The organism is Candidatus Pelagibacter sp. HIMB109, assembly GCF_052048155.1.
GTDB lineage: Bacteria > Pseudomonadota > Alphaproteobacteria > Pelagibacterales > Pelagibacteraceae > HIMB114.
The window spans coordinates 1-22,168 of sequence record NZ_JBNAIK010000001.1 but is presented as its reverse complement, the minus strand read 5'-3'; the positions used below and the strand labels follow the sequence as shown (position 1 = coordinate 22,168).

Here is a 22,168-nt window from a genome sequence, read left to right as displayed (position 1 = left end):
TTAATATTAGTGTTTTTTCATTTTAAAAAAATTACTCCTTTATAAATAATTCACAGGTCACATGTTAGATTGCTTTTTATAAGCTTTATTTGATAATCTTATTTAAATGCTTCGTCTTTCCATTGCAGCAGTTTTAACCTTAATTGCGTTTGCATCAAATTCTGTTCTTAACCGAATGGCCGTTGCGGGTGGTCATATTAGTGTGGGTGATTTTGCCATTTGGAGGGTGAGTGCTGGGGCTGTTGTTTTAATTGTGATTAGTTTGATTTTAAGAAAAGGAGAGGTGGTTAATATTTTGTTTTCTTCTCCAAAGCTTAGAGCGTATGGTGGAATTTATCTTGCAACTTATATGCTTGGATTTTCATTTGCTTACCTTGAGCTTGATGCAGGACTTGGAACGTTATTGTTATTTGGTTCTGTTCAACTGACCATGTTTAGTGCATCGATATTACTTCGTGAAGTATTAACGATGAGAAGAATTTTAGGATCGGTGATTGCACTTGGTGGATTAGTTTGGTTGTTGTTACCAGAGGGTAAAATTACATTACCTTTTAATGCCGTTCTTTCGATGATTGTTGCTGGGATTGGTTGGGGCGGTTATTCTTTACTTGGACGACAAGCAAAAGATCCTATTCCAGAAACGGCTATGAACTTTTGTGTAGCACTTATTATTTGTCTCACTGCATTATTCTTGTTTCCTCAGCCTAGTCCAACACCCACAGATACAACAGGTTTAACTTTAGCAATCATATCAGGTGCGATTACAAGTGGATGTGGTTATTCTTTATGGTACACCATCCTTCCACATCTAGGTGCTGCACGAGCTGGCCTTGCTCAACTGAGTGTTCCACCCCTTGCAATATTTGGTGGTATACTTCTTTTAGACGAAGTTTTAACTCTTCACCTCATCCTAGCCAGCCTAGTCGTAATCGGTGGAGTTGCTTATGGTCTTACAAATTCTAAAAAATAAATAAATTTTTTTAAATTTATCTTATTATTTCACTTTGCAGTTTTTCATTCTGTACATTCCAGATTGACCAGTTGAACTATCTTGTTGCCTTACCGTTATTTCTCCTCTGGAAAGTGAAATATAAACATCTCTTTTATCAAATAGCTTAGATTTTATTTCCTGCTCTTCAATACCGTATAAGCTAATCATTTTTTTCATCTTTGATTTTTGCCATTCTTCATACGAATTGTATTTATACCATTTAGTTATTTTAAATTTTCGAGTGAGATCTTTCTTAAAATAATGATAGATATATTCATCATCTATAGCCCAGTCCCATATTTGATTTTTATAATCACATGATAATTTAAATTTATGGTTATTCGCTTTTGATATTCCAGAAGAAATCATAAGAATTATAAATATAATTAAATATCTCATTTGATAACTCTCAAGAGGGGTGTTTTGATTGCTTCAATGTCGACAGTGATGTTTTTATAGTCATCGTCGTATCTAACTTCTATTTCTTGTTCTGGATCAAAGTTTTTTAACAATGAATTGACTGATTTATCAAATTCTTCGCAGGTAATATCTCGGTTAAACTTTGCTGAGATATTTTTAATTTTATTATTCTTCATATCAATTGTGGCAACTTGTAATTTTTTAGTCTCAAAATAGCTAAATTAATATTTGAAAAACACTATATGAAAAAACTATTTATACAATCCTTACTTATCCTTTTTGTTTTAACCAACCCTTCCTTTGCTGAAAAGAATTGGAAGATTACCACCTTTAAGAAATTTGTTTCCTTGTCGTTTGATGGAGAGGTTACTCATGGAGATAAACTTTCTTTTAATTTTCCAAAGAAAAACTGCAATAAAGTGAATTATTATTTCTCAGCTTATTCTGCTGAAAAAAATAAAGACTTTTTAAATCTTCAAGGTCATCAAGTTCCATTGGTGATTAATGGAGTAAAAACCTGGGGAAGGGCAGTTTATACCAGTCCATTTCTTATGGGTCATAGAGCCATGTTTTATTTAGGATCTGATGATGCAAATGATTTATCAAAGTTTTTTAGCCGTATTACCAATTATCAAATTAAAATCGTAAACCGAGGTGGTTTCATCGCCAAAGCTTACTTTGATATTGATCACAACAAATGGAACCTTGCAGACTCAACCAAGGCTTTCAACCAAGCCATCAACACCTGCAAAGATTATAGTGAACGAAGGTTATCCTAAAATAGCTAGAAACCTAAGTCTTAAAGACTAAAATTGATCTACCAATTACTTTTGTTTTAACTTTATTTTTTTTAAAAGATGCTACAGAAGCAAGAAAGAATTTTTCTAATTCTTCAAAAGTATCAAATGTATATTTCATAACACTTCCAATACTTGAACTTAGATATTCTGGTTTTATTAGTTTTTTATCATCCATCATTTTCTTCCTTTAGTTAAGACCACTTTCCCACCAATATTTTTCAAAGGTTACATTGATTAACCTTTTGTCATAAATGCATCTCTCAAATAAATTGAAGTCACTTTTAGCAAGCTGATACATATGAAAGTAGGGAAGTGATTTTGTTTGTATGTAGTTATTTTTAAAATAACTCAATCTTTTTTCTTTGTATTCATCAATAGAATTTTTGTTAATTTCGTATCTTTTTATACATTCTAAAGGGGAAAGGGTTTTTGAATACTCTAATTCTCCAAGATTTTTATATTCTTCAAGTTCATCCTCAGAGACAAACCAACCCCAATCACAATTATTGATACGATAAATATTTTTTTCTTTAGATTTTTGAGTTTTAAAGCATGAAAACAAAACTGCTTTATCGTAAGCCAATAAATAAACTCCTTTTTTAAAATATCGGGATAATTTCTATTTAAATACTAATTGTGTTTATTTTATGGAATTAGGAATAATTTCTGAAAACTTGTTAACATTTTTTTTATAAGTTATAATTAAATATCCGTGATTTAGAAAATTACTCTACTTGCTGCGGATTAAAATAAAACGCTAAAGGAGATATATGAAACAATCTAAAAAAACTACATTTCAAATAATGTATGAAACCGTCATGGAGAATGGTGGTCCAACAGGCCCATTATCAAAAGCAGTTGTCGATGCTTTTGAGGGCAAAAATCAATTTCAGCAAAGAGAAAATAAAATTATTGTTAGTTTTATAAAAACTAAGAATAAATTATCAACGGATTAAAAAAGGCAGTTTTTAAAAAACTTTTTGTATATGCAAAAACAGTTTATAAAAATTTAATGTTCAAGTTTAAAATTCAAAATAGAAGATATACAGGAAGTAAATTTAAATTAATTGATTGGATTGTTAATGAAACTTCTAAAGAATTTAAAAAGTTTGATAGTTTTTTTGATATTTTTTCAGGAACAGGTTGTGTTGCAAGTAAATATATAAATAAGAAAGAATTAATTATTAATGATTTTTTATTTTCAAATAACGTTATTTATAATGCTTTTTTTAATTCTAAAAAATTCTCTAAAAATAAATTATTTCAAATATCAAAAAAATTTAATCAAATAAATTCAACTAAAATATCTGATAACTATTTTAGTAATAATTTTGGTAACAAGTTTTTTAGTAAAAATGATGCTAGAATAATTGGGCATTTAAGACAAGAAATTCAAAAAGAAGATTTTACAAAAATTGAAAGGAATATTTTATTAGCATCATTGTTATATTCTGCAGATAAATGTGCAAATACTGTTGGCCATTATGATGCTTATAGAAAAAAAATAAGTATTAAGGACAAGTTTTTTTTTGGACTAATAGAGCCAATGAATGTTAAAGCAAAAATTTCAATTTTTAGAGATGATGCGAATATTTTGGCAAAGAAAATCAAATCTGATGTTGTTTATATTGATCCCCCATATAATTCTAGGCAATATAGTCGCTTCTATCATGTTTTAGAAAATTTAACTAAGTGGAGAAAACCAAAATTATTTGGTGAAGCATTAAAGCCTGAACCAGAGAATATAAGTGAATATTGCAAAACAAATGCCGTTAATAAATTTAATGAATTAGTACAAGATTTAGATAGCAAAGCATTAGTTGTTTCATATAACAATACTTACAATTCAAATAGTTCATCGTCTAAAAATAAAATTACGCTAGATCAGATCGAAAAAATATTAAAAAGTATAGGTAGAACAAAAATTTTAAAAAGAAAACATGCATATTTTAATGCAGGAAAAACAAACTTTGAAGGCCATCAGGAATTCTTGTTTATAACAATAAAATGAAAAAAGTTATTAGATCGCCACTTTTTTACATGGGAGATAAGTACAAATTAATTAATCAACTAATTAATTTTTTTCCAAAAAAAATAAATAATTTTTATGAACCATTTGTAGGAGGTGGAAGTGTTTTTTTAAATATTAAAGCTAAAAAATATTATTTAAATGATTTAGACAAAAATTTAATTTTGTTACATAATTTTTTGATTTCATCATCTAATAATTCAAAAAAATTTTTTAGAGATTTAGAAAAAGTTATAACTCATTATAGATTATCTAGATCATTCCTAGAAGATATAGTTCCAAGAAGTCTAAAAAATAAATATAAAAAAACTTATTATGCAAAATTTAATAAAGAATCCTATACCCAATTAAAAAATGATTTTAATAATTCAAAGAAAAAAGATTATTTAAAATTATATATTTTGTTAATTTATGGTTTTAATAGAATTTTAAGGTTTAATTTAAAAAATGAGTTTAATCTACCCGTTGGTAATGTTGATTTAAATAAGAATACGGAAAAAGCTTTAAATGATTATTTTATAGCAATCAAAAATAAAAAAATTAATTTTAGCAATTCAACATATTCAAACTTTTTAAAAAAAATGAATTTTTCAAAAAATGACTTTATTTATTGTGATCCTCCATACTTAATAACTTCTGGTGAATATAATAAATTTTGGAATGAAAGTGATGAAATTGAATTATTGTCAATTTTAGACAATCTAAATAAAAAAAAAATTAAATGGGCTCTTTCCAATGTTACAGAATACAGAGGTAAAAAAAATAATATTTTATTAGATTGGTCAAAAAAATATAAGGTAAATAAAATTAAAAGTAATTATATAAGCTTTAATGATAATTCTATTAAAAATTTTAAAGAAGTTTTGATCACTAATGCCACGAGATAAAAAAAATAGAATTCTTTATTTAGATACTTCTCTTAGAAACCCAGAGAGAGTTAAAGATTTTTTAACAGTATTGTACCCGTTCAATAATCAAGTGTTAACAGAGGATCTTGCTACAGAAGTTGAAAAAAAATTGATTATGGAAGGTTTGTTTAGACCAAATGTGGTATCTAGATCGAGTTCTTTAAAAGACAAAACTGAATTTACTGAAAATGAGGCTCAAGAAATTATGAACCTTGCACCTCAAGACCACAGTGGAGAGGGTGTTTCAGGATGGAGCGCAAGATTTAGAACTCATTATTTTAACATGAGCCAGCTAGGATATATATTTGCTCCGGAGTTTGGAGAAAAAATTCTTTTTGGTGAGTCAGGTATTAAATTAGTTAGTTTAAATAATGAAGAGAATGGAAAAATTTCACAATTGCATTGTAATGCCATGTGCAAGTTTCATGCAAATAATCCTTTTATAAACAATGCAAATGAAAATATTCCGTTAATTTTAATTATAAAATTAATAAAATTATTTATATTAAAAACTGGCAAAGGTTTGAGGCCCAATGAAATTCCTATCATTATTTGTTGGAAGAATAACAATGCAAATGAACTTTATGGATATATAGAAAAATTTAGAGAAGAATCAAAGAAAATTGATAATGAAAATATAAATCTGACCAAAAAAAACGAAAAGAAAAATATTTTAACTTTAAAATATTGTACTAAAATTTTTGGTGATGAATGGAAGGTTAAGGAATATGATAAGGGAATTAAAGTAAAACTCTCAGGAACTTTTACTAAAGATACTACAATTCTAAAAGATTATCCTGATACATATTTTAGATATATTAAAGAGAGTACTTTAATTTATAAAAAAAAAGTTAGTGGAAAAACATATTTAGTACTTGATGATAAACAAATGGAATTAATAGATTATATTTTAGAAAATTATGGAGATTTAAAAGAATTTAATAATAAAAAAGATTATTTTGATTTTATTTCAAGTGTTGATAATAAAATTTTTTCAGAAAATCTTGTAGAAACACTACCTGAAAAAGAATTTTTAACTAAGTGGATTGAGGAATTTGGCGAGAAAACAATAGAAAAGGAACTTTTAAAATTAGCTAAAAATCCCACCGGGTCTAAAAGCGATAATGAGTTTTTAAAAGATATAGCCCCTTCTTTAAGATTAGAGTGGCTTTTAGCTTTATTTATTTTTAATAAAGTTAAAAACTTAAGGGACTTCAAACCTTACTATCATATAAATGATGATGGACAGGCTATTAGACATGCAAATGGCGAAAGTAATAATCACTCAGGAGTAGATGGTATAGCGTTTATAAATAATTCATTTTTTACAATTGAACCAACACTATTAACCAAAACAAAGCAATATTATAAAGAAAGTTTTAGTAATCATAAACATCTATTAAAAGAAATGGAAAACTTTCCAGAAAAAAAAGGTTATTGTTTACAAATAAGTCCAGAACCCTCTTTTGAAACATTGCAGTATGCAAAAAATGAAAAGAAAGAAACAGATGTAAATTTAATACCTGTTTCAATACAAAATTTTATTGATAAAATAAATAAAACCGGAGATTTAAAAAGTTTAATAGCGAATTAATTTTATATGAGAGAAAAAACACGAGGTGTTCAGGATAAAATATTTGATTTCTGTAAATCCGAAAAGAAACACACAAAGGAAATTGCAAGAATGTTAAATGATATGAATATTAATACTCTAAGAACAGTTTATGTTTATCCTATGGTTAAACAAGGTAGGTTAAAAAGAGTTAATGCAAGGTATTATATTTCCGTTACTGGCTTTAAAAAAGTAACACTCGATCAATGGAAAGCCCTTGGCCTGCCTGAAGAAATAAATTCAGTTTCTTTTGTAAATAAAAAATAAATATTAAATATAATGAGTCTTGATGATTTAGAAAAACAGAAACTTAGAGAAGAATTAAATTTTAATATTCCTAAACTTGAAAAAAGTGGTTGGTCTGAACAGCATTTAGATATTCTGAAAAAACATTTTAGTTTTTATGTAGCTTTAGTTAATGGTAATAGAGAACCTTCAAAACCAGAGCATATCGACTTTATTAAAATTGCCAAAAATTGGCAAAAGGAAACACCAAAAAATATTCATGAATTAATTTATACAAATTATATTAAGTTTCAGACTAACCTGAATATTAATGAAGCAATAAAAAGAAAAGAAAAAGTAAATGATGCAATGTTACCACCTCCGGGTTGTAGATCTTGGCCGATGCACAAAGATGATAAGTATGATTTTAGAAATAAAGCTTTTGAGTTTGAAGATTGGTTTGATGATTGGAAGTATAGATGAAATTTATTAATACCATAACACCTTACATCACCTCTATATCACATAGTGCTTTAGATTATTCGCAGAAATACTTAGTTGATGTACCTAAAACTTGGGTAGAAGATATTCGCCATGTTAATTTTGGAGAGTTGTTAGCTTCTGCAATTGGTCCTTTAGCATTATTTTATAATTGGTCGAGTGCTAAGAAAAAGGAATTTACTGAACTTGCGACAGGTACACTTGCTAGTTCTTTTGTACATGGCGATCCAATTACAGCATTAGGAGCTATTGTCTCTCTTGCGCATGGTTTTGATAAATCAGTTAATTTAAGAGAATTTAAATGGGCTGCTGCTAAAGGTTTAGCAGGGGTAGGTGCCTTTGCGATTACTACTAAGGTTATTAGCATTCCAGTTTTTAACTTTTTGGTAGCTATTTGTGCTGCTGCTACAGTTAGAAAAGTTATTGGCTATTTAAGAGTATTAGAGTACGTCAAACTCATGAAACAGTTCAAGCCAGTCATCAAAAAAGCTCTTTCAAGAAGAGAACTTTTAACTTTAAATTTATTTAAGTTAAAAAAAATATAATTCATGAATGATTTTATCTGTCCAGAGTGTGGGTCTAAAGACCGTGGTTTGGTCACTCACAATCTTGGAAATATAAGAAGGAGAAAAAAAGATCTTACTACTGGTAAGAATCATGCTATGTTTTGTTTATTAGTTAACATTGTATTGGGAAGCTAATGGTTAGAGTTCTTTATTATATTTCCTTACATGTGCTGATTAAATTATGATGGAAATAATTGTTTATATTACCTGTGGTTTGGTTGTTGGATTTATTCTGTTTTCTTTTTTAAAGAAAAAGGATGGGGGAGATAGTTCTGTTTTAAGTACCCAGCTTAGTGAATTGTCTCGTCGTTTTACAGTCCTTGAAGAAGCAGCAAAGCAAATGGGTTCCATGCAATCTTCCATTGATACGACATTTAAAAACTTTCAGAATATGCTTGATGATAAACAAGAACGAGGTGCATTTTCTGAAGTAGAGCTTGAGAAATTGTTACGTGATCGTTTGCCTGCAAATTACTTAAAGTTTCAAGAAACTTTGAGCAATGGAAAACGGGTGGATTGCTTAATTGATTTTGGTGATGCGAATTCTAGAATTGGAATTGATAGTAAATTTGTACTAGATAATTTTAAAGTTTTTAAATCATCAGAGTCTGAAGAGGAAATTAGAAAATATAAAAAACTCTTTGAAGAAGATGTGATGAAAAATGTTAAAAAAATATCTAGTGATTATATTATTCCAGGAGAAACAGCACCACATGCCATTATGTTTGTAAGATCTGAAAGTGTGTACCGTTCAATTCAAGATAGTGAAAATGATTTGATGGGTAAAGCTCGTGAGAAAAATGTATTAATTGTATCCCCGTCTTATTTGTGGGGATTACTCAATACCCTTCGTGTTTTTTTAAAAGATAGTGAAATGAATAAAAAAGCTCAAATGATTATTAAAGAAATAGGGTTAATTGGAAAAGATATTGGAAGATTGTCTGAAAGAACTGCTGATATTGAAAAGCGTTTTAATTTGGTTGCTGAGCAATTTAGAAACGTAAAAGTTTCTGCGGATAAAATTCAAAGCAGAGCTGAAAAGATTCAGGATTTAGAAGGCATTAAAGTTGAGGAGATAGAAAAATAATGAATTACGTATTTTATGATTTTGAAACTACGGGGAGATCTTCAAACTGGGATCAAATAATTCAAGTTGGAGCTATTCTTGTTAATGATACTTTTGATATCTTAGATCGTTTTGAATCAAGGTGTTCATTAAAGCCTGGAACGGTTCCTGAACCTGGTGCGCTGCTAGTGAATAAAACAACACCTGAAATGCTTAAGAAAACAAACTTATCTCATTTTGGAATGGTGCAAATGATGAAAGAGACTTTTGAAAAATGGTCTCCTGCAATGTTTATTGGTTATAACAGTCTAAGTTTTGACGAAGAGTTTTTAAGAAAAACTTTTTTTAAATCATTAACCGATGTGTACTTAACTAATACGAATGGAAATAAGAGAGGAGATATTTTAGGTTTAGTCAGATCAGCTCACCTTTATTACCCAGAATGTTTAAAGACACCAATTTCAGAAAAGGGAAATGCCGTATTTAAACTTGATCAAATTGCATCGATGAATGGAATTTCACATGATAATGCACACGATGCCATGGGGGATGTTTTAGCAACAATGGGTATGGCAAAAATTATTGCAGATAAAGCTCCTAGTGTTTGGAAGGCAAGTTTAATGACGATGAGCAAACAAGATGTTGGAAACATTGTTCAAAAAGAAAAATTGTTTTGTGTAAATGAATATTTCTACGGTAAAGCTAGACCCTTTGTTGTTTCATTTGTTTGTAATCATCCGGTTTATAATTGGCCGCAGTGCTTTGATTTAAAGAATGATCCTGAAGATTATTTTAATATGGATATGTCTACACTTAAAGAAGCGATGAAAAAAAGTCCTAAGATTTTAAGAAGTGTAAAAGATAACAAACATCCGATTATTATGAACCCAACTTATGCTAATAACTTTGATACTTATAAGCAACTTGGAATGAAGAAGTTAAACGAAAGAGCTGAGAAGATTAAACAAAATGAAGAATTTGGTAAAAAAGTTTCAGCTATTCTTCAAGAAGAAGCTCAAGAAAAACAAGATTTAGATAGCCAACTTGATGTTCAAGCTGAAGAGTCGATTTATTCTGGTGGTTTTCCTGATGATAAAACGAAGATGGCTTTGAAAGAGTTTCAAAAGGCAGAATGGAAAGATAGGTTAGTGATTGCAGATAAGATGAAGGATGAAAGGTATAATTATTTTGCAAAACGACTAATGTATGAAGAAGCCCCAGATATCATGCCAAAAGATTTATATAATGAAATTCATCGTGGGATTGCAAAAAGGATTTTAAGTACTAACGATGAAAAATGGAACACCATTCCAAAAGCTTATAACGAACTTGATTCTCTTCGAGCTAAATATGAAGAAGACGGGGATGAAGAGAGACTTTCGATTACAAATGATATCAACAACTTCCTTGAAGAAATAGAGAAAAAATATCAGGAAGCTTAGTTGACACTTTAGGGTTAATGCTTACATTTTAATTATAACATAAAGGAGATTCTTAATGCCTACATTAAAAGTAACAGATGAAAATTTTGAAGAAACGATTGGCAATAAAGATAAGCCAGTTCTTGTGAAATTCGGAGCAGAATGGTGCGGACCATGTAAGATGGTAACACCAGTATTAAATGAATTAGCAGATGAAATGTCTGATCAAATTGTAATCGGTGATCATGATATTGATAACTCTCCAAATGCACCAACCAAATTTGGTGTAAGAGGAGTTCCTACAATGCTACTTTTTAAAGGTGGAGAAGTTGTAGACTCTAAAGTTGGAGCCGCTTCAAAAGAAGATATTAAAACTTGGATTAATTCTAAAGTTGGATAATTTTTAAACTAGGAATTTTTTTTAAAGTTCCTAGTTTTTAATTTTCAGTCTGTATTTCGCTAAAATTTTTAAATTCTTATCGGTCAAAACCATTTCACCTTCACCAGCTCCATAATCTAAATGCTCTCCAACGATTACATAATGAGCGCAAAGTAATAAATTTCCATCACCATTCCAATTTTTAATATATTCTCTTAACTGCCTTCTTTGCTTTGCTGTGTTATGAGAAAATTGTGAGCTAAATGTAGAGTTTAATGCAGAGAAAGTTTTAAACTCTCCGAAGAATTGGCAAGTTTCCATTGCTCTAAACCACTGTGAACTTAATGCGTGTTTAATTTTAACTTTATTTTTTTTAAAAATTTTTGAGTATGCTTTTCCTTGTTTAATTCCAAATTTTCCCAAATTTCTTTGAGTACTACGAACTCTAACATCAAAGTTATCAGGATCTCCTCCACCTGGAGCTGAAAAATGTCTTAACCATAGGATTTTGTCATTTCCTTTTAATAAATCAAAAAACTTTTGCTCTTCATTAGCGTTTGAACTTGTACAAAGTATTAAAAATAAAACTAAAAACTTTTTCATATATTTTGCTCTAATACCTTACCTGCAGAATAAAGTGAACCACAAACAACAATAATGGCATTTGGATCTTGTATAGCAAGTTGAGCAATAGCTTCAGTGGCTGAACTATTTGGATTTGCATGAATACCTAGCTCTTTTGCTTGAGTGATAATATCTTTGGTTTCATAAAAATTTTCTCGTAGCTTAAAACATTTAATCTCTGTCACTAGTGAACTAAAGTTTGAGAGATAAGCTTTTAAATCTTTGGAAGTGAGCATTGAAAAGACAAGGTAGATTGAGCGTTTGCCTTTAATTTTTTCTAAGTATTCTGCTAATGATTTTCCAGCTTGTTCATTATGACCACCATCAACAATTAAAGTATTAGTTTCTTCATGAACATATGAAAGTAATTTGCCTTTTGTGATATGCTGAATTCTTCCTTCAACTTTAGTGTTTTTTATACCTTCTGAAATCTTCTTATTATCAAGTTTTAAACCAATAGATTTTAAAGCTTTTAGCGCAACAGCTGCATTTTGAATTTGAAAAAAACCTTTCATAGTTGGCATATCAAGATCAATTAAACCATCGTCATCTTGATAGATCATTCTATTATTTTCTAGGCTGACATTAAAATCTTCTGAAAAAATATGTTTTTTTATTTTTTTTCTTTTTAATTCTTCATCAATGTAACCTAGAACTTCACTACTTTGTTTTGCGATAATAACATTGGAATTGTCTTTAATAATTCCGCATTTATTATGCGTTATTTCTTTAAGAGAATCTCCTAAAAAATCTTTATGATCCATACTAATAGGGGTTAGTACTTGTGCTTTTAGATCTTGGTAATCAACATTGGTACTATCATATTTTCCACCAAGCCCGGTTTCCATAATATTAAAATCACAGTTTGATTCAGAAAATGCTTTAAAGGCAATACAAGTTATATATTCAAAAAAAGTAATATCTTGATTGTTATTTGCCTTATCAACTTCTATGACGTAGTTAATAAATTTTTCTTCATCCAAAGGTTCACCATTAATTAAAAATCTTGTCAAAAAATTATAAAGAAAAGGAGATTGGAATAAAGCAACACTATAACTATGAGCTTGTAAAATTTCTTTTAAATAAAAAGCCGTTCCACCTTTGCCATTGGTTCCAGTTACTGTGATTACATTTTTTAGTTTTTTGTGAGGGTTACCAAGATCATTTGCAAGTCTTAAAACACGATCAAGTTTAAGTTCAATCTTATCAGGATTAAGCTCATAAAGTTTGTTTAAAATAAATTGTAATTTTTTGGAGTGAGACACTGCACTACTGATTTACAGCTTGTGCTTCTTCTGAACTAGAGAGGGTAGATTGCTGTACATTTTCTTTTTTAAGAAGAATAGAAACTAAATTTGAAATAACATTTTTTTGATCTTTTCTATGTGTGATCATATCAATTGCACCTGTGGTAATAACATGTGATGCAGATTGAAAGTCTTCTGGTAACGGTTCAGATATTGTTCCTTGAACAACACGTTTTCCGGCAAATCCCCAGATTGTTTTTTTACCTGGCTCCATAATATGAAAATCACCAAGAGAACCAAAGCTAGCACTTACTCCGCCGATATTCACGTTAGCTACAACAAAATAAGGAATTTTATTTTCTTTTAACATTTGAACACCAAGAATTGTTTTTGGCATTTGATAAAGCGCAAATAAGTTTTCTTGAAGAGCCGCTCCTCCCGTTGTAATAAATACTGTGAGTGCTGATACTTTATTCTTCACTGCATATTCACAAGCTTCATAAAAGTTTTGACCAGACTGCATGCTTAATGTTCCACCATTAAAATTAAAATCAAATGATGAACAAATCATATCTAATCCATTTACTTTTCCGTGAGCTGATACAAGAGATGCAATTTGTTTAGTTTTCTTTTTTGCAGATTTAAGTTGGTCTTTATAAGCTTTGAGTTCAGTTTTAAATTTGTTAGGGTCTTCTGCTAATCTTTTGGTATCTATCATTTCGTAAGAAGCATTATCAAAAAATATTTTGAACCTCTCATCTGCACTTATTCTGAAATGATAGTCGCATTGAGTACAAACGTGCATATTTTTTTTAAGCTCTTTTCCTAAAAACATTTTTTTACATTCAGGACAAGAACTCCATAGATCGGCGTTTTCGATTGTTTTTTTCTTAAATGAATCTGATAATTTTGCACCAGCAGCTTTTGCTTTTGATAAAATTTTATCTAACCAGTTAGTCATAATTTAAGTTGTTTTAGCATAAACTTTAAAACTTTGGCTACAATGTGATTGTTGTAAAAATGTTGATTTTCTTATGCTATTTTAGACTTTAACTTCATTACCATTTTTTTGGCAGCTATTGCTGGCTTTTTTCTTTGATTAACCGAATCTGTAATTGTTTTACAAAGTGCGCTTCCAACAACAAGTCCATCTGCTTTCTTAAGAGATGCAATAGTTTTTTCAGTAATTCCAAAACCTATCACAACATTCTTATTTTTATTTAGTCTTTTAATTTTTTGGTAATTTTGAATAATTTTCTTAGGAGCAACTTTCAACTTTCCCCCTGTAGTAGATAACATGCTGATGTAATAGACCATATCATGAGAGTCTCTGACGATTTTTTTTAATCTCTCATTTGAAGTAGTTGGCGCAACTAGTTGAATAAAATTAATTGATTTTTTTTTGCATTTTGCAGCAAAGTTTTTATTTTCTGGCCAAGGAAGATCCACAACAATCAAACCATCTACTTTGTTTTTTTTACATTGATTAATAAAGCTTTGTTCACCAAATTGTTTGATTGTATTAAAGTAACCCATCAAGATGATTGGTTTTGCAAATTTAAATTTTTTATACTGATTTGTAATTTTAAAAATATCTTTTATTTTAATTCCGTTTTTTAAAGCACGGTGCGAGCAGTTTTGTATCTGACCACCATCTGCAACTGGAGTATTATGAGGCATGCCCATTTCACAAATATCTACATGTGGTGAGATAGATTTTAAAATTTCCAATGAATTTTTATGAGTATTATCTCCTGCTACTGTAAAAGTTAAAAGGGCAGGGCGCTTTTCTTTTTTACAAATTTGAAATGCTTTTTTAATAAGACTCATATTAGATTTTTTTCCCTAATCTTTTTTTTAAAATATCCCTATCCTTTTTGGCATCACCACAACTATTAACAATGATCACAGTATCTTTGCTCAGCTTCGGTGCAATTTTAATCGCTTCTGCAAATGCATGCGAAGGCTCAAGTGAAGGTGAAATATTTTCAAATTTAGTCACGAGTTGATGAGCGTGTAATGCTTCTTCATCAGTGGCACTTGTGTACCTTGCTCTTTTTGTATCTTTTAAAAAACAATGGACTGGTGAAATGCCAGGGTAATCTAGGCCAGCGCTTATACTTGCGGTATTACTAATTTGACCTTCTTTATCTTGAATCACATATTGAGCTGCACCATGAAGGATTCCGACTTTTGCATTCGTACTAAGTGGTGCTGCATGAAGTTTGCTATTTTTAGGACCACCAGCTTCAACTCCAATCATTTCAACTTGATTTTTGTTATAATCCATAAATGAATTCCAAAAACCTAAAGCAGAACTTCCTCCACCAACACAATTGATAAGCTTCATTTTTTTAGGAATTTTTCCAAATTCTTGTTTTACTTGGACAATAAGCTCTCTTGAAATTTGAGCGGTACTCCATGCACAAATTTTAATAAAAATATTAGGACCAACAGTCGATCCAACGCACATATGAGTAGTATCACAATTAGATACCCAATATCTCATACATTCACTTACAGCATCGACTAATGTTTTGCTTCCCGTATGAACCGGAACAATTTCTGCACCATTTTTTTTCATAGCATCACAGTTTGGTTTCTGACGCTCAATATCTTTAGCGCCCATAAATATTTTACATTTAAGGCCAAATTTTTTTGCTGCCATGGACAACATTTTTCCAGCATAACCAGCGCCGGTATCGCCAACGATATATTTTTTACCTGCTTTTTTACAAATTAGTGCATGTACTGTTGCGTTGTAAATTTTATGAGCACCACCATTTGCTTCTGCTACAACTTTTGCCCAAATTTGAGCTCCACCTAAATGATTAGTTAGATTATTAAGTTTTATAAAAGGAGTAGGGGTTCCAACATAATTTTTAAAATAATAGTCTCTTTGCTTTAAAAATTCTTTATTTTCTCTAAGTTTTTCAAACAGTATTGTTAAATCTTCTACAGGCTTTTTAAGTGTCTCTGGAATAAAGTTTCCACCAAATTTTCCGCCATACATATAACTTTTGTCATGCTGGTCTATGACTGGAATACCTTTTCTAATTTTCATTTTTTTTTAATTTATTGAAAAATTGTTTAATTTTTTCTGGGTCTTTTATACCCTTTTTTGTTTCTAGACCAGAATTTACATCAATCTTATTAGTATAGAGCAGAGCTTTCTCAATATTATTTATATCTATTTTTCCTGCTACAAAAAAATTTCTATTTTCTAAATCTTTGAGCATTTCAAAATTAAATGCTTCACCATTTTGACCCATACTTGGCGTATCATAGAGAAAAATATCAGCAGATATAAATTGTTTGGTTGTTTGAAGATCTCCTTTATTTTTTACTTTGATTACTTTGATTACCTCAAGATTTGTTTCTTTTTTTATTTGTTGAATAAATTCTTCAGTTTCATCTCCATGTAACTGAATAACATTACAGTAGTTTGAAATTTCTTTTACTTTTTCTATTGATGGATTTACCATCACAGCTACTTTTTTAATATTATCTGGAATATTTTTTGTTAATGATTTTAGTTGTTCAATTGAAATTGACCTTGGGCTTTTATGATAGTTGATAATAAAACCTATTAGCCTTGCCCCTTGCTCAATACATAGTTTTATGATTTCTGGATCTGTTTGACCACAGACTTTTACAGTTGGTTTCATGACTCTAAATGTTGAAAAAGTCTTTTAAAATTATTTTTAATATTACCTTTGATTAAAGACCGGCCCATTACAATTCCTATAGCTCCATTATCAAAAGCAAATTTTGGGGTAGCAATTCGTTTTTGATCACCAGATTGGTCGCCAGGAAGTCTTATTCCAGGAGTAATCGATGGTAACTTAGAAAGCTTTTTTATTTTTTTTGATTCATGCGGACTACAAATCATAGCATAAGCACCTGCTTTTTTTGCAAGTTTACTAAGATGAATAACAAGTTTATCTAATTTCTTAGTATGACCAATTTCAGATAGGTTTTTTTTATTCATACTAGTAAGCACTGACACTGCTAGAAGCTTTGTCTTGCCAGAATATTTTTTTGCTAATTTTATCGCATCATATCCTGCACTTGCATGAATAGTGATGTAATCAGCTTTTAAATCTCTTAAAGATAATATTCCATTTTTAACGGTATTAGGAACATCATTAAGTTTTAAATCTATGAATTTTTTGTATCCCTTTAATGATTTAATAAAATTTCTACCTTTATCAGAATAAAGGATTTGATAACCTACTTTAATACCAATCTCATATTTTTTTGATTTTACTTTTGGAATGGATTTAATGATTGCTTGAGCTTTTGATACTGAGCAATCAAGAGCAATAAAAATTATTTTTTTATTCTTCAATTTTTTTATCCTTGTTGATTCTATAATTTAACAATTTAGAACTTTTCCATTTTACTTTATTTTTTTCTTCAATTTGAATTGCTTCTCCAGTCTTTGGGTTTCTCGCATTTCTTGCTGGCATTTTTTTTACTTTAAAAGTACCTAGCCCTCTTATTTCTATGTTTCTCCCTTCCGAGAGAGCATTGCTCAAATATTTAAAAATAGATTCAATAATATGCTCAACATTATTATTTGGGATTTTTTGAAAATGTCCTTGAAGATCTTTTACAATATCTGATTTTACAAACGTTTTTTTAGACATTTCAATAAAGTATTGAAATTATTATAAATTTAGATTGTGAGAAAAGGAAGAGTTAATCTTTTTTCTGATCTTTTTTCTCTAAAGCTTCGCCTAAAATACCAGCTAATGATTGACCAGAACTTGTAGAACCATATTTTTCAATTGCTTCATCGGCTTGTTGCTGCTCTAGTTTTTTAACAGATAATTTTACTCTTCTTTTTTCAGCATCTAACTCTAGGATAGCAGCATCAATAGAATCACCTGATGAGAAACGGTTTGGTCTTTGATCTGACTTTTCTAATGCAAGCTCAGATTTTCTAATAATTGTCTGATATCTATCAGGACCAACATCAACTTTTAAACCATTGTCTTGAACTTCTACAACTCTTGTTGAAACAATATCACCAATTTTTTTATCATCAAAGAATGAGAAAGGATCTTTTTTAAGTGCTCGAATTGATCCATTCACTTTATCATCTTTAATATCAATTATTTTTAGTTCTACTTCGTCACCTTTATTAAAATTATCTAAAGCCTTAGAGCTTTCAGCATAATCTAATTGTTTATAGTGAACAAAGATATCGATATCGCTATCACCTGTGTTACAGAAAATACCAAAATCTTTTTTAGTCACTACTTTTGTTTTAACAGTAGTTCCAATAGGATATTTTGTAATAAATTCATCTACTGGATTTGGTAAGCAATCTTTGTAACTTAAACCAATTTTTCTCTTTTCAGTATCAACTTCTTTTAATTTCACTTTAACAGTATCACCAATTTTGAATGCAGATTTAGGATTAACATTTTTTTGCATATGTTTAATTTCACTGGAATGAATTAGTCCAACAACTGACTCTGCCATCTCTGCAAAAGCTCCAAAATCTGTGAGTTTCACAATTTTAACCTCATATTCATTTCCAATTTTAAATTTGTCTTTAATTGTTTCGAACGGATCTGGAAGCATAGCTTTTACAGATAAACTCATTCTCATATTTTCATTATCAATCTCTAATACTTTGACTTTAATTTTTTCTCCAACTGTAAACATATCGTTTAAGTTTGTGATTTTAAGATGAGAAACTTCTGAAGAGTGAAGTAAACAATCTAAGCTTTCAATGCTTACAAAACATCCATAAGACTGAACTGCTTTTATGGTACCTTCCACAACATCGCCAACTTTGTAATTCTTAATGACTTTTTCTTTATTCTTATTTTTTTCCTGTTCAATAACCTGTCTTCTGCTTGCAATTACATTCATTCTAACATTATCAATTTTGATAATTTGAAATTCCATAGGTTTATTCATGAACTCATTCATGTTTTTGATTGGCCTATCAGCTACCTGAGAATTTGGACAAAAAGCAAATACACCAAAGATTTCGACAACTACCCCGCCTTTGACCGTATTTTTTATAATACCACTTACTTTCTCTTGTTTCTCAAAGGCTTCTTCAATTTTTTTCCAAGATTTTGCTCTTCTTGCTTTTTCAATACTTAAAACAATATTTCCGTTTCTATCTTCTGTTCTCTCAAGAAAAACTTCAATCTCCTTACCTTCTTCTAAGCTATCTAGTTCAGCATGTGGAATTTCATTAATATCTACTAATCCACTAGATTTAGCCCCTTTAATAAAAACATGAACATATTTGTCATCCACTTTTTCTACTGATCCTGTCACAATAGAATTATCTTTTAAAATGATGTTTTCTAAATTTTCTGTAATTAATTTTGCGAATTCTGAATTATTATTTTGGTTATATACTTTTAAGCTACTGTCTGTTCCCACTAATGTTTTTTTATCTCTCTTTCTATTAATAAAGAAATCTTATTAATTGGGCGGCTGATATCATTAAAAGAATTGTCAATCAAGATACTATCTTTTGTTTTTTTAAGTGGACTTATAGCCCTGGTAGAATCTGCTAAATCCCTAGCTTTTAGAGCTTTTAAGATCTCTTGGTAATTAATATTTTTTTCATTTTTCTTTTTTTTTAACTCTAAAAATCTTCGTTTTGCTCTAACTTTGACATCACAATCTATATAAAGTTTAATGTCAGAGAAACTATTAGGTATTACAGTTGATGCAATGTCTCTTCCGCCAACTAATACAATTTGTTGAGGGCAATTAAAAATAAGATCTCTTTGCACCGGTAACAGTTGTTGACGGATAATTTTAATTTTAGCTATTTCAGATACTTTATTCGATACAGCAATAGAATGAAGTTTGGGATTTTGTAATTTTGAAATACTGACCTTTTTTAGATGTTTGACTAAAAAATTAGTGTTAATTTTCTTTTTCTTACTTTGTAAATGAACTAAAGTTAAGTAGCGATATAGTAAACCACTATCTAAAAAGGCTGCTCTTTTTGATCCAAATTTTTTAACTATTTTTTTTAAAATTGATGTTTTTCCGCAAGCTACTGGTCCATCTGCTGCAACAAGAATTTTCTTAGCTTTATTATTTTTAAGATCATTAATAGTTTGTAAAAAATTTGGAAAACTTACATTTACCGAGTCAAAGTCATTAATTTGTATTTTTTTTCTAGAGACTGCTGCCAAACAGAAGAATGCCATGCATATACGGTGGTCTTTAGAATAATCTTTGATAATTGGAACTTCACCAGAGTAGAATTTGTTATTGATACCATTAACTATTAAGTTATCTTTTACCCTTGTAACATTAGTACCACACAGTATTAAATTTTCATACATCACTCGAAGTCGATCTGACTCTTTAAACTTTAATTCTGTAAGATTATTAAAGGTACTTTTTGATTTACAAAATAAAGCAACAATTAATAAAATTGGTATTTCATCAATAATACTTGCAACTTCATTTGGTTTAATAGTAATGCCTTTTAGGTTTTGTGAATATGAGGCCGTGATATCTCCAACTGGCTCACCAAAATAATTTTTTTGATTTGAAAATGATATTTTAGCTCCCATTTTTTTTAAGACTTTTATAAATCCTATACGATATGGATTCAGACAAACGTTTTTAATTTTAATTTTGGAGCCTTTGGTTAAAATTGCAATAGCAATTAAGAAAGCACTTGATGATGGGTCTGATGGAATAATATAATTTTGTAGTGGTTTTAGAAGTTGTCTACCTTTAACATTAATAATTTGTTTATTTTTTCTATTTTGAACTTTAATTGGGTAATCTAGGTATCTTAAAATTCTTGTTGTATGATCTCTTACATTATTTGGGGCTTCAATTTCTGTTTCACCATAACTAACCATTCCTGCAATTGTAGCCGCACTCACCATCTGAGCCGAAGGTTTTGTAATTTTAACTTTTGATTGTACGCATTGTTCATTGCCATTAATTTGTATTGGTAGATATTTTTTACGAGTAGGTTTTAAGTTCATTAAAAATTGTTTTAAAAATTCCAGTCGATAAGGTCTTTTGCTTAAACTCTTATCACCCGTAATTGTTGCTTGAATTTTTGATCCTGCAATTAAAGGAGTTAATAATCTTAAGGTTGTTCCGCTATTATTAAATGAAATTTTAATAAATTTTTTATTATCATATCCAATTCCTAAGCCATAAACTGTGTATAGATTATTTTTTTTTTCTACTTTGACACCCAAATCTTTGATTGCTTGGATTGCTGTCTTAGCATCTTCTCCAGGGTTATTTATAATGATTTTACTTATACCAAATCCTATACTACTAAAAATTATGCTTCGAATACTAAGAGATTTGTCGCTTGAAAGTTCAACAGAGCCTTTAATACTAATATTGTTTTCAGGTATTATTTTATTAGATTTTTTAATTGCCATTAGATTAGTTGATCAATATATACCCACATAAATAACATTTAAAAAGATAATTTAATGGCTGAAAAAAAATTTGGACAGAAACGAATTTGTGAAAACTGCAGTACTAAGTTTTATGATTTGAATAAAAAATCTCCTCTCATTTGTCCGCATTGCGAAAAAGAGTTTATTATAAATGATGATTACGCAATTCAGAGTGTAATTATAAATCAAAAAGATGAGAAGGTAGATGCGAAAGATGAATTTGCTGATATAGATAACAGTGATAACGGTGATGATGAGGTTATTTCCTTAGATGAAGCTGCTATAGAAGAAGATCAACAAGATACTAAAGGCTAAATTTTAAAACTGCTTCCAAGATAATATTTAATAACTTTTTTATCTTTTGTTACAGTATTAGGTGGGCCTTCTATCATTACAGTTCCATCTCTGATAATTATACAGTGATCTAAAATATCTTGTATTGCATAAAAATTATGATCTGTAATTATAACAGACAGGCCCATATCTCTTAACTCTAAGATAAACTTTTTAATAGAGGATATGCTCAGAGGGTCGAGAGCAGCCATAGGCTCATCTAGTAATAAAATTTTAATATTTTTATTACAAATTCTTTGCAAAGTAGAAATTTTTTTATATTCGCCTCCAGACATATTATTTGCTTTAACATTTGCTAAATATTGAAGACCAAAATAAGAAAGCAGCTGAAATATCTTTGTCTCAATTTTATTTTTATCTTCAATATAAATTTCTAATATTGCGTAAAGATTTTCATATGCAGTCATGTTTCCAAAAAGACCTTTGTGTTGTTCTAGCAAACTAATTCCACGCAAAGCTCTTTTATGAATTGGTAATTCATTAATATTTTCATTATTTAATTTTATTACACCTGTATCTGGAAAGATTTTTCCAACAATCATATTGAATAAAGTTGATTTTCCAGCACCAATTGTTACCGTGCCATGTCC

The 22,168-nt window shown here is 29.4% G+C and carries 29 protein-coding genes; 14 read left to right on the top strand and 15 right to left on the bottom strand.

Annotated features, from left to right (window positions below):
• Positions 1-106: 106 nt before the first annotated feature.
• Entirely contained in the window at positions 107-970 is an 864-nt protein-coding gene (locus ACTTAQ_RS00145) for a DMT family transporter (RefSeq protein ID WP_440694481.1), read from the top strand.
• 24 nt (positions 971-994) lie between these two features.
• On the opposite strand, the gene ACTTAQ_RS00140 is transcribed toward ACTTAQ_RS00145, so the two are convergent.
• Together ACTTAQ_RS00140 and ACTTAQ_RS00135 are read right to left on the bottom strand one after the other, a co-directional pair.
• Positions 995-1,390 (bottom strand): hypothetical protein, encoded by a 396-nt coding sequence (locus tag ACTTAQ_RS00140; RefSeq protein ID WP_440694479.1) that lies wholly within the window; start codon positions 1,388-1,390, stop codon positions 995-997.
• A complete protein-coding gene (locus ACTTAQ_RS00135; RefSeq protein WP_440694477.1) occupies positions 1,387-1,587 on the bottom strand; it encodes a hypothetical protein in 201 nt (66 codons plus the stop codon). The genes ACTTAQ_RS00140 and ACTTAQ_RS00135 overlap by 4 nt, the downstream gene beginning before the upstream one ends.
• A gap of 66 nt (positions 1,588-1,653) precedes the next feature.
• On the opposite strand from ACTTAQ_RS00135, the gene ACTTAQ_RS00130 reads away from it, so the two are divergent.
• A complete protein-coding gene (locus tag ACTTAQ_RS00130) occupies positions 1,654-2,190 on the top strand; it encodes a hypothetical protein (protein WP_440694475.1) in 537 nt (178 codons plus the stop codon).
• Between the two features lie 13 nt (positions 2,191-2,203).
• Here the strand turns inward: ACTTAQ_RS00130 and ACTTAQ_RS00125 are convergent, their stop codons facing one another.
• Positions 2,204-2,389 carry a hypothetical protein gene (locus ACTTAQ_RS00125; RefSeq protein ID WP_440694473.1) on the bottom strand — a complete coding sequence of 62 codons (186 nt, stop codon included), beginning with the start codon at positions 2,387-2,389 and terminating at the stop codon, positions 2,204-2,206.
• 9 nt (positions 2,390-2,398) lie between these two features.
• On the bottom strand, positions 2,399-2,794 hold the full coding sequence (locus ACTTAQ_RS00120) for a hypothetical protein (RefSeq protein WP_440694472.1): 396 nt from the start codon (positions 2,792-2,794) through the stop codon (positions 2,399-2,401).
• A 187-nt stretch (positions 2,795-2,981) separates the two neighbouring features.
• Between ACTTAQ_RS00120 and ACTTAQ_RS00115 the strand changes: the two genes are divergently transcribed.
• Genes ACTTAQ_RS00115 through trxA form a run of 11 tightly spaced genes read left to right on the top strand, consistent with a single transcriptional unit; the run spans position 2,982 to position 10,939 of the window.
• Positions 2,982-3,167, top strand: coding sequence for a hypothetical protein (locus ACTTAQ_RS00115; RefSeq protein ID WP_440694470.1), 186 nt, complete (start codon positions 2,982-2,984; stop codon positions 3,165-3,167).
• A 56-nt stretch (positions 3,168-3,223) separates the two neighbouring features.
• Positions 3,224-4,222, top strand: coding sequence for a DNA adenine methylase (locus ACTTAQ_RS00110; protein WP_440694469.1), 999 nt, complete (start codon positions 3,224-3,226; stop codon positions 4,220-4,222).
• Positions 4,219-5,127, top strand: a complete 909-nt coding sequence (locus ACTTAQ_RS00105; protein WP_440694467.1) for a DNA adenine methylase — start codon at positions 4,219-4,221, stop codon at positions 5,125-5,127. Before ACTTAQ_RS00110 ends, ACTTAQ_RS00105 begins: the two co-directional genes overlap by 4 nt.
• Complete coding sequence (locus ACTTAQ_RS00100; protein WP_440694465.1) at positions 5,114-6,742, top strand: hypothetical protein; 1,629 nt, start codon at positions 5,114-5,116, stop codon at positions 6,740-6,742. Before ACTTAQ_RS00105 ends, ACTTAQ_RS00100 begins: the two co-directional genes overlap by 14 nt.
• Positions 6,743-6,748: 6 nt before the next feature.
• Complete coding sequence (locus ACTTAQ_RS00095; RefSeq protein ID WP_440694463.1) at positions 6,749-7,027, top strand: hypothetical protein; 279 nt, start codon at positions 6,749-6,751, stop codon at positions 7,025-7,027.
• A gap of 12 nt (positions 7,028-7,039) precedes the next feature.
• Positions 7,040-7,468 carry a hypothetical protein gene (locus ACTTAQ_RS00090; RefSeq protein WP_440694461.1) on the top strand — a complete coding sequence of 143 codons (429 nt, stop codon included), beginning with the start codon at positions 7,040-7,042 and terminating at the stop codon, positions 7,466-7,468.
• Positions 7,465-8,031: a hypothetical protein gene (locus tag ACTTAQ_RS00085; protein WP_440694459.1), complete on the top strand. Its 567-nt coding sequence runs from the start codon at positions 7,465-7,467 to the stop codon at positions 8,029-8,031. The genes ACTTAQ_RS00090 and ACTTAQ_RS00085 overlap by 4 nt, the downstream gene beginning before the upstream one ends.
• A 3-nt stretch (positions 8,032-8,034) precedes the next feature.
• Positions 8,035-8,187 (top strand): hypothetical protein, encoded by a 153-nt coding sequence (locus ACTTAQ_RS00080; protein WP_440694457.1) that lies wholly within the window; start codon positions 8,035-8,037, stop codon positions 8,185-8,187.
• A gap of 46 nt (positions 8,188-8,233) precedes the next feature.
• Entirely contained in the window at positions 8,234-9,139 is a 906-nt protein-coding gene (rmuC, locus tag ACTTAQ_RS00075; RefSeq protein ID WP_440694455.1) for a DNA recombination protein RmuC, read from the top strand.
• On the top strand, positions 9,139-10,560 hold the full coding sequence (locus tag ACTTAQ_RS00070) for an exonuclease domain-containing protein (RefSeq protein ID WP_440694453.1): 1,422 nt from the start codon (positions 9,139-9,141) through the stop codon (positions 10,558-10,560). Before rmuC ends, ACTTAQ_RS00070 begins: the two co-directional genes overlap by 1 nt.
• 55 nt (positions 10,561-10,615) lie before the next feature.
• Positions 10,616-10,939, top strand: a complete 324-nt coding sequence (trxA, locus tag ACTTAQ_RS00065) for a thioredoxin (RefSeq protein ID WP_440694451.1) — start codon at positions 10,616-10,618, stop codon at positions 10,937-10,939.
• 30 nt (positions 10,940-10,969) lie between these two features.
• On the opposite strand, the gene ACTTAQ_RS00060 is transcribed toward trxA, so the two are convergent.
• From ACTTAQ_RS00060 to aroA, 10 genes are all read right to left on the bottom strand, one after another.
• Entirely contained in the window at positions 10,970-11,521 is a 552-nt protein-coding gene (locus ACTTAQ_RS00060; protein ID WP_440694449.1) for a histidine phosphatase family protein, read from the bottom strand.
• Complete coding sequence (locus ACTTAQ_RS00055) at positions 11,518-12,807, bottom strand: bifunctional folylpolyglutamate synthase/dihydrofolate synthase (RefSeq protein WP_440694447.1); 1,290 nt, start codon at positions 12,805-12,807, stop codon at positions 11,518-11,520. The genes ACTTAQ_RS00060 and ACTTAQ_RS00055 overlap by 4 nt, the downstream gene beginning before the upstream one ends.
• A 4-nt stretch (positions 12,808-12,811) precedes the next feature.
• A complete protein-coding gene (locus tag ACTTAQ_RS00050) occupies positions 12,812-13,750 on the bottom strand; it encodes an acetyl-CoA carboxylase carboxyltransferase subunit beta (protein WP_440694445.1) in 939 nt (312 codons plus the stop codon).
• A gap of 71 nt (positions 13,751-13,821) precedes the next feature.
• Positions 13,822-14,619, bottom strand: coding sequence for a tryptophan synthase subunit alpha (trpA, locus tag ACTTAQ_RS00045; protein ID WP_440694443.1), 798 nt, complete (start codon positions 14,617-14,619; stop codon positions 13,822-13,824).
• A gap of 1 nt (position 14,620) precedes the next feature.
• Positions 14,621-15,853, bottom strand: a complete 1,233-nt coding sequence (trpB, locus tag ACTTAQ_RS00040; protein WP_440694441.1) for a tryptophan synthase subunit beta — start codon at positions 15,851-15,853, stop codon at positions 14,621-14,623.
• Positions 15,843-16,457, bottom strand: a complete 615-nt coding sequence (locus ACTTAQ_RS00035) for a phosphoribosylanthranilate isomerase (RefSeq protein WP_440694439.1) — start codon at positions 16,455-16,457, stop codon at positions 15,843-15,845. Before ACTTAQ_RS00035 ends, trpB begins: the two co-directional genes overlap by 11 nt.
• Positions 16,454-17,140: an orotidine-5'-phosphate decarboxylase gene (gene pyrF, locus ACTTAQ_RS00030; protein ID WP_440694437.1), complete on the bottom strand. Its 687-nt coding sequence runs from the start codon at positions 17,138-17,140 to the stop codon at positions 16,454-16,456. Before pyrF ends, ACTTAQ_RS00035 begins: the two co-directional genes overlap by 4 nt.
• The gene (locus ACTTAQ_RS00025; RefSeq protein ID WP_440679059.1) at positions 17,130-17,441 is read right to left on the bottom strand and encodes an HU family DNA-binding protein; all 312 of its coding nucleotides are present in this window, start codon (positions 17,439-17,441) and stop codon (positions 17,130-17,132) included. Before ACTTAQ_RS00025 ends, pyrF begins: the two co-directional genes overlap by 11 nt.
• Before the next feature lie 52 nt (positions 17,442-17,493).
• Positions 17,494-19,206, bottom strand: a complete 1,713-nt coding sequence (locus ACTTAQ_RS00020) for a S1 RNA-binding domain-containing protein (RefSeq protein WP_440694435.1) — start codon at positions 19,204-19,206, stop codon at positions 17,494-17,496.
• Entirely contained in the window at positions 19,206-21,203 is a 1,998-nt protein-coding gene (aroA, locus tag ACTTAQ_RS00015) for a 3-phosphoshikimate 1-carboxyvinyltransferase (RefSeq protein WP_440694433.1), read from the bottom strand. Before aroA ends, ACTTAQ_RS00020 begins: the two co-directional genes overlap by 1 nt.
• A 54-nt stretch (positions 21,204-21,257) precedes the next feature.
• Here aroA and ACTTAQ_RS00010 point away from each other — a divergent pair, with 54 nt between their 5' ends.
• Positions 21,258-21,539, top strand: coding sequence for a TIGR02300 family protein (locus tag ACTTAQ_RS00010; RefSeq protein ID WP_440694431.1), 282 nt, complete (start codon positions 21,258-21,260; stop codon positions 21,537-21,539).
• Here the strand turns inward: ACTTAQ_RS00010 and ACTTAQ_RS00005 are convergent.
• Positions 21,536-22,168: ATP-binding cassette domain-containing protein (locus ACTTAQ_RS00005; RefSeq protein WP_440694429.1), on the bottom strand; the 633-nt coding region annotated here is incomplete at its 5' end. The two genes, ACTTAQ_RS00010 and ACTTAQ_RS00005, sit on opposite strands and share 4 nt — an antisense overlap.

Coding starts and splice junctions, on each gene's coding strand:
- ACTTAQ_RS00145 (WP_440694481.1), top strand. CDS start 107: ATGCTTCGTCTTTCCATTGCAGCAGTTTTAACCTTAATTGCGTTTGCA.
- ACTTAQ_RS00140 (WP_440694479.1), bottom strand. CDS start 1,390: ATGAGATATTTAATTATATTTATAATTCTTATGATTTCTTCTGGAATA.
- ACTTAQ_RS00135 (WP_440694477.1), bottom strand. CDS start 1,587: ATGAAGAATAATAAAATTAAAAATATCTCAGCAAAGTTTAACCGAGAT.
- ACTTAQ_RS00130 (WP_440694475.1), top strand. CDS start 1,654: ATGAAAAAACTATTTATACAATCCTTACTTATCCTTTTTGTTTTAACC.
- ACTTAQ_RS00125 (WP_440694473.1), bottom strand. CDS start 2,389: ATGATGGATGATAAAAAACTAATAAAACCAGAATATCTAAGTTCAAGT.
- ACTTAQ_RS00115 (WP_440694470.1), top strand. CDS start 2,982: ATGAAACAATCTAAAAAAACTACATTTCAAATAATGTATGAAACCGTC.
- ACTTAQ_RS00110 (WP_440694469.1), top strand. CDS start 3,224: ATGTTCAAGTTTAAAATTCAAAATAGAAGATATACAGGAAGTAAATTT.
- ACTTAQ_RS00105 (WP_440694467.1), top strand. CDS start 4,219: ATGAAAAAAGTTATTAGATCGCCACTTTTTTACATGGGAGATAAGTAC.
- ACTTAQ_RS00100 (WP_440694465.1), top strand. CDS start 5,114: ATGCCACGAGATAAAAAAAATAGAATTCTTTATTTAGATACTTCTCTT.
- ACTTAQ_RS00095 (WP_440694463.1), top strand. CDS start 6,749: ATGAGAGAAAAAACACGAGGTGTTCAGGATAAAATATTTGATTTCTGT.
- ACTTAQ_RS00090 (WP_440694461.1), top strand. CDS start 7,040: ATGAGTCTTGATGATTTAGAAAAACAGAAACTTAGAGAAGAATTAAAT.
- ACTTAQ_RS00085 (WP_440694459.1), top strand. CDS start 7,465: ATGAAATTTATTAATACCATAACACCTTACATCACCTCTATATCACAT.
- ACTTAQ_RS00080 (WP_440694457.1), top strand. CDS start 8,035: ATGAATGATTTTATCTGTCCAGAGTGTGGGTCTAAAGACCGTGGTTTG.
- rmuC (WP_440694455.1), top strand. CDS start 8,234: ATGATGGAAATAATTGTTTATATTACCTGTGGTTTGGTTGTTGGATTT.
- ACTTAQ_RS00070 (WP_440694453.1), top strand. CDS start 9,139: ATGAATTACGTATTTTATGATTTTGAAACTACGGGGAGATCTTCAAAC.
- trxA (WP_440694451.1), top strand. CDS start 10,616: ATGCCTACATTAAAAGTAACAGATGAAAATTTTGAAGAAACGATTGGC.
- ACTTAQ_RS00060 (WP_440694449.1), bottom strand. CDS start 11,521: ATGAAAAAGTTTTTAGTTTTATTTTTAATACTTTGTACAAGTTCAAAC.
- ACTTAQ_RS00050 (WP_440694445.1), bottom strand. CDS start 13,750: ATGACTAACTGGTTAGATAAAATTTTATCAAAAGCAAAAGCTGCTGGT.
- trpA (WP_440694443.1), bottom strand. CDS start 14,619: ATGAGTCTTATTAAAAAAGCATTTCAAATTTGTAAAAAAGAAAAGCGC.
- trpB (WP_440694441.1), bottom strand. CDS start 15,853: ATGAAAATTAGAAAAGGTATTCCAGTCATAGACCAGCATGACAAAAGT.
- ACTTAQ_RS00035 (WP_440694439.1), bottom strand. CDS start 16,457: ATGAAACCAACTGTAAAAGTCTGTGGTCAAACAGATCCAGAAATCATA.
- ACTTAQ_RS00025 (WP_440679059.1), bottom strand. CDS start 17,441: ATGTCTAAAAAAACGTTTGTAAAATCAGATATTGTAAAAGATCTTCAA.
- aroA (WP_440694433.1), bottom strand. CDS start 21,203: ATGGCAATTAAAAAATCTAATAAAATAATACCTGAAAACAATATTAGT.
- ACTTAQ_RS00010 (WP_440694431.1), top strand. CDS start 21,258: ATGGCTGAAAAAAAATTTGGACAGAAACGAATTTGTGAAAACTGCAGT.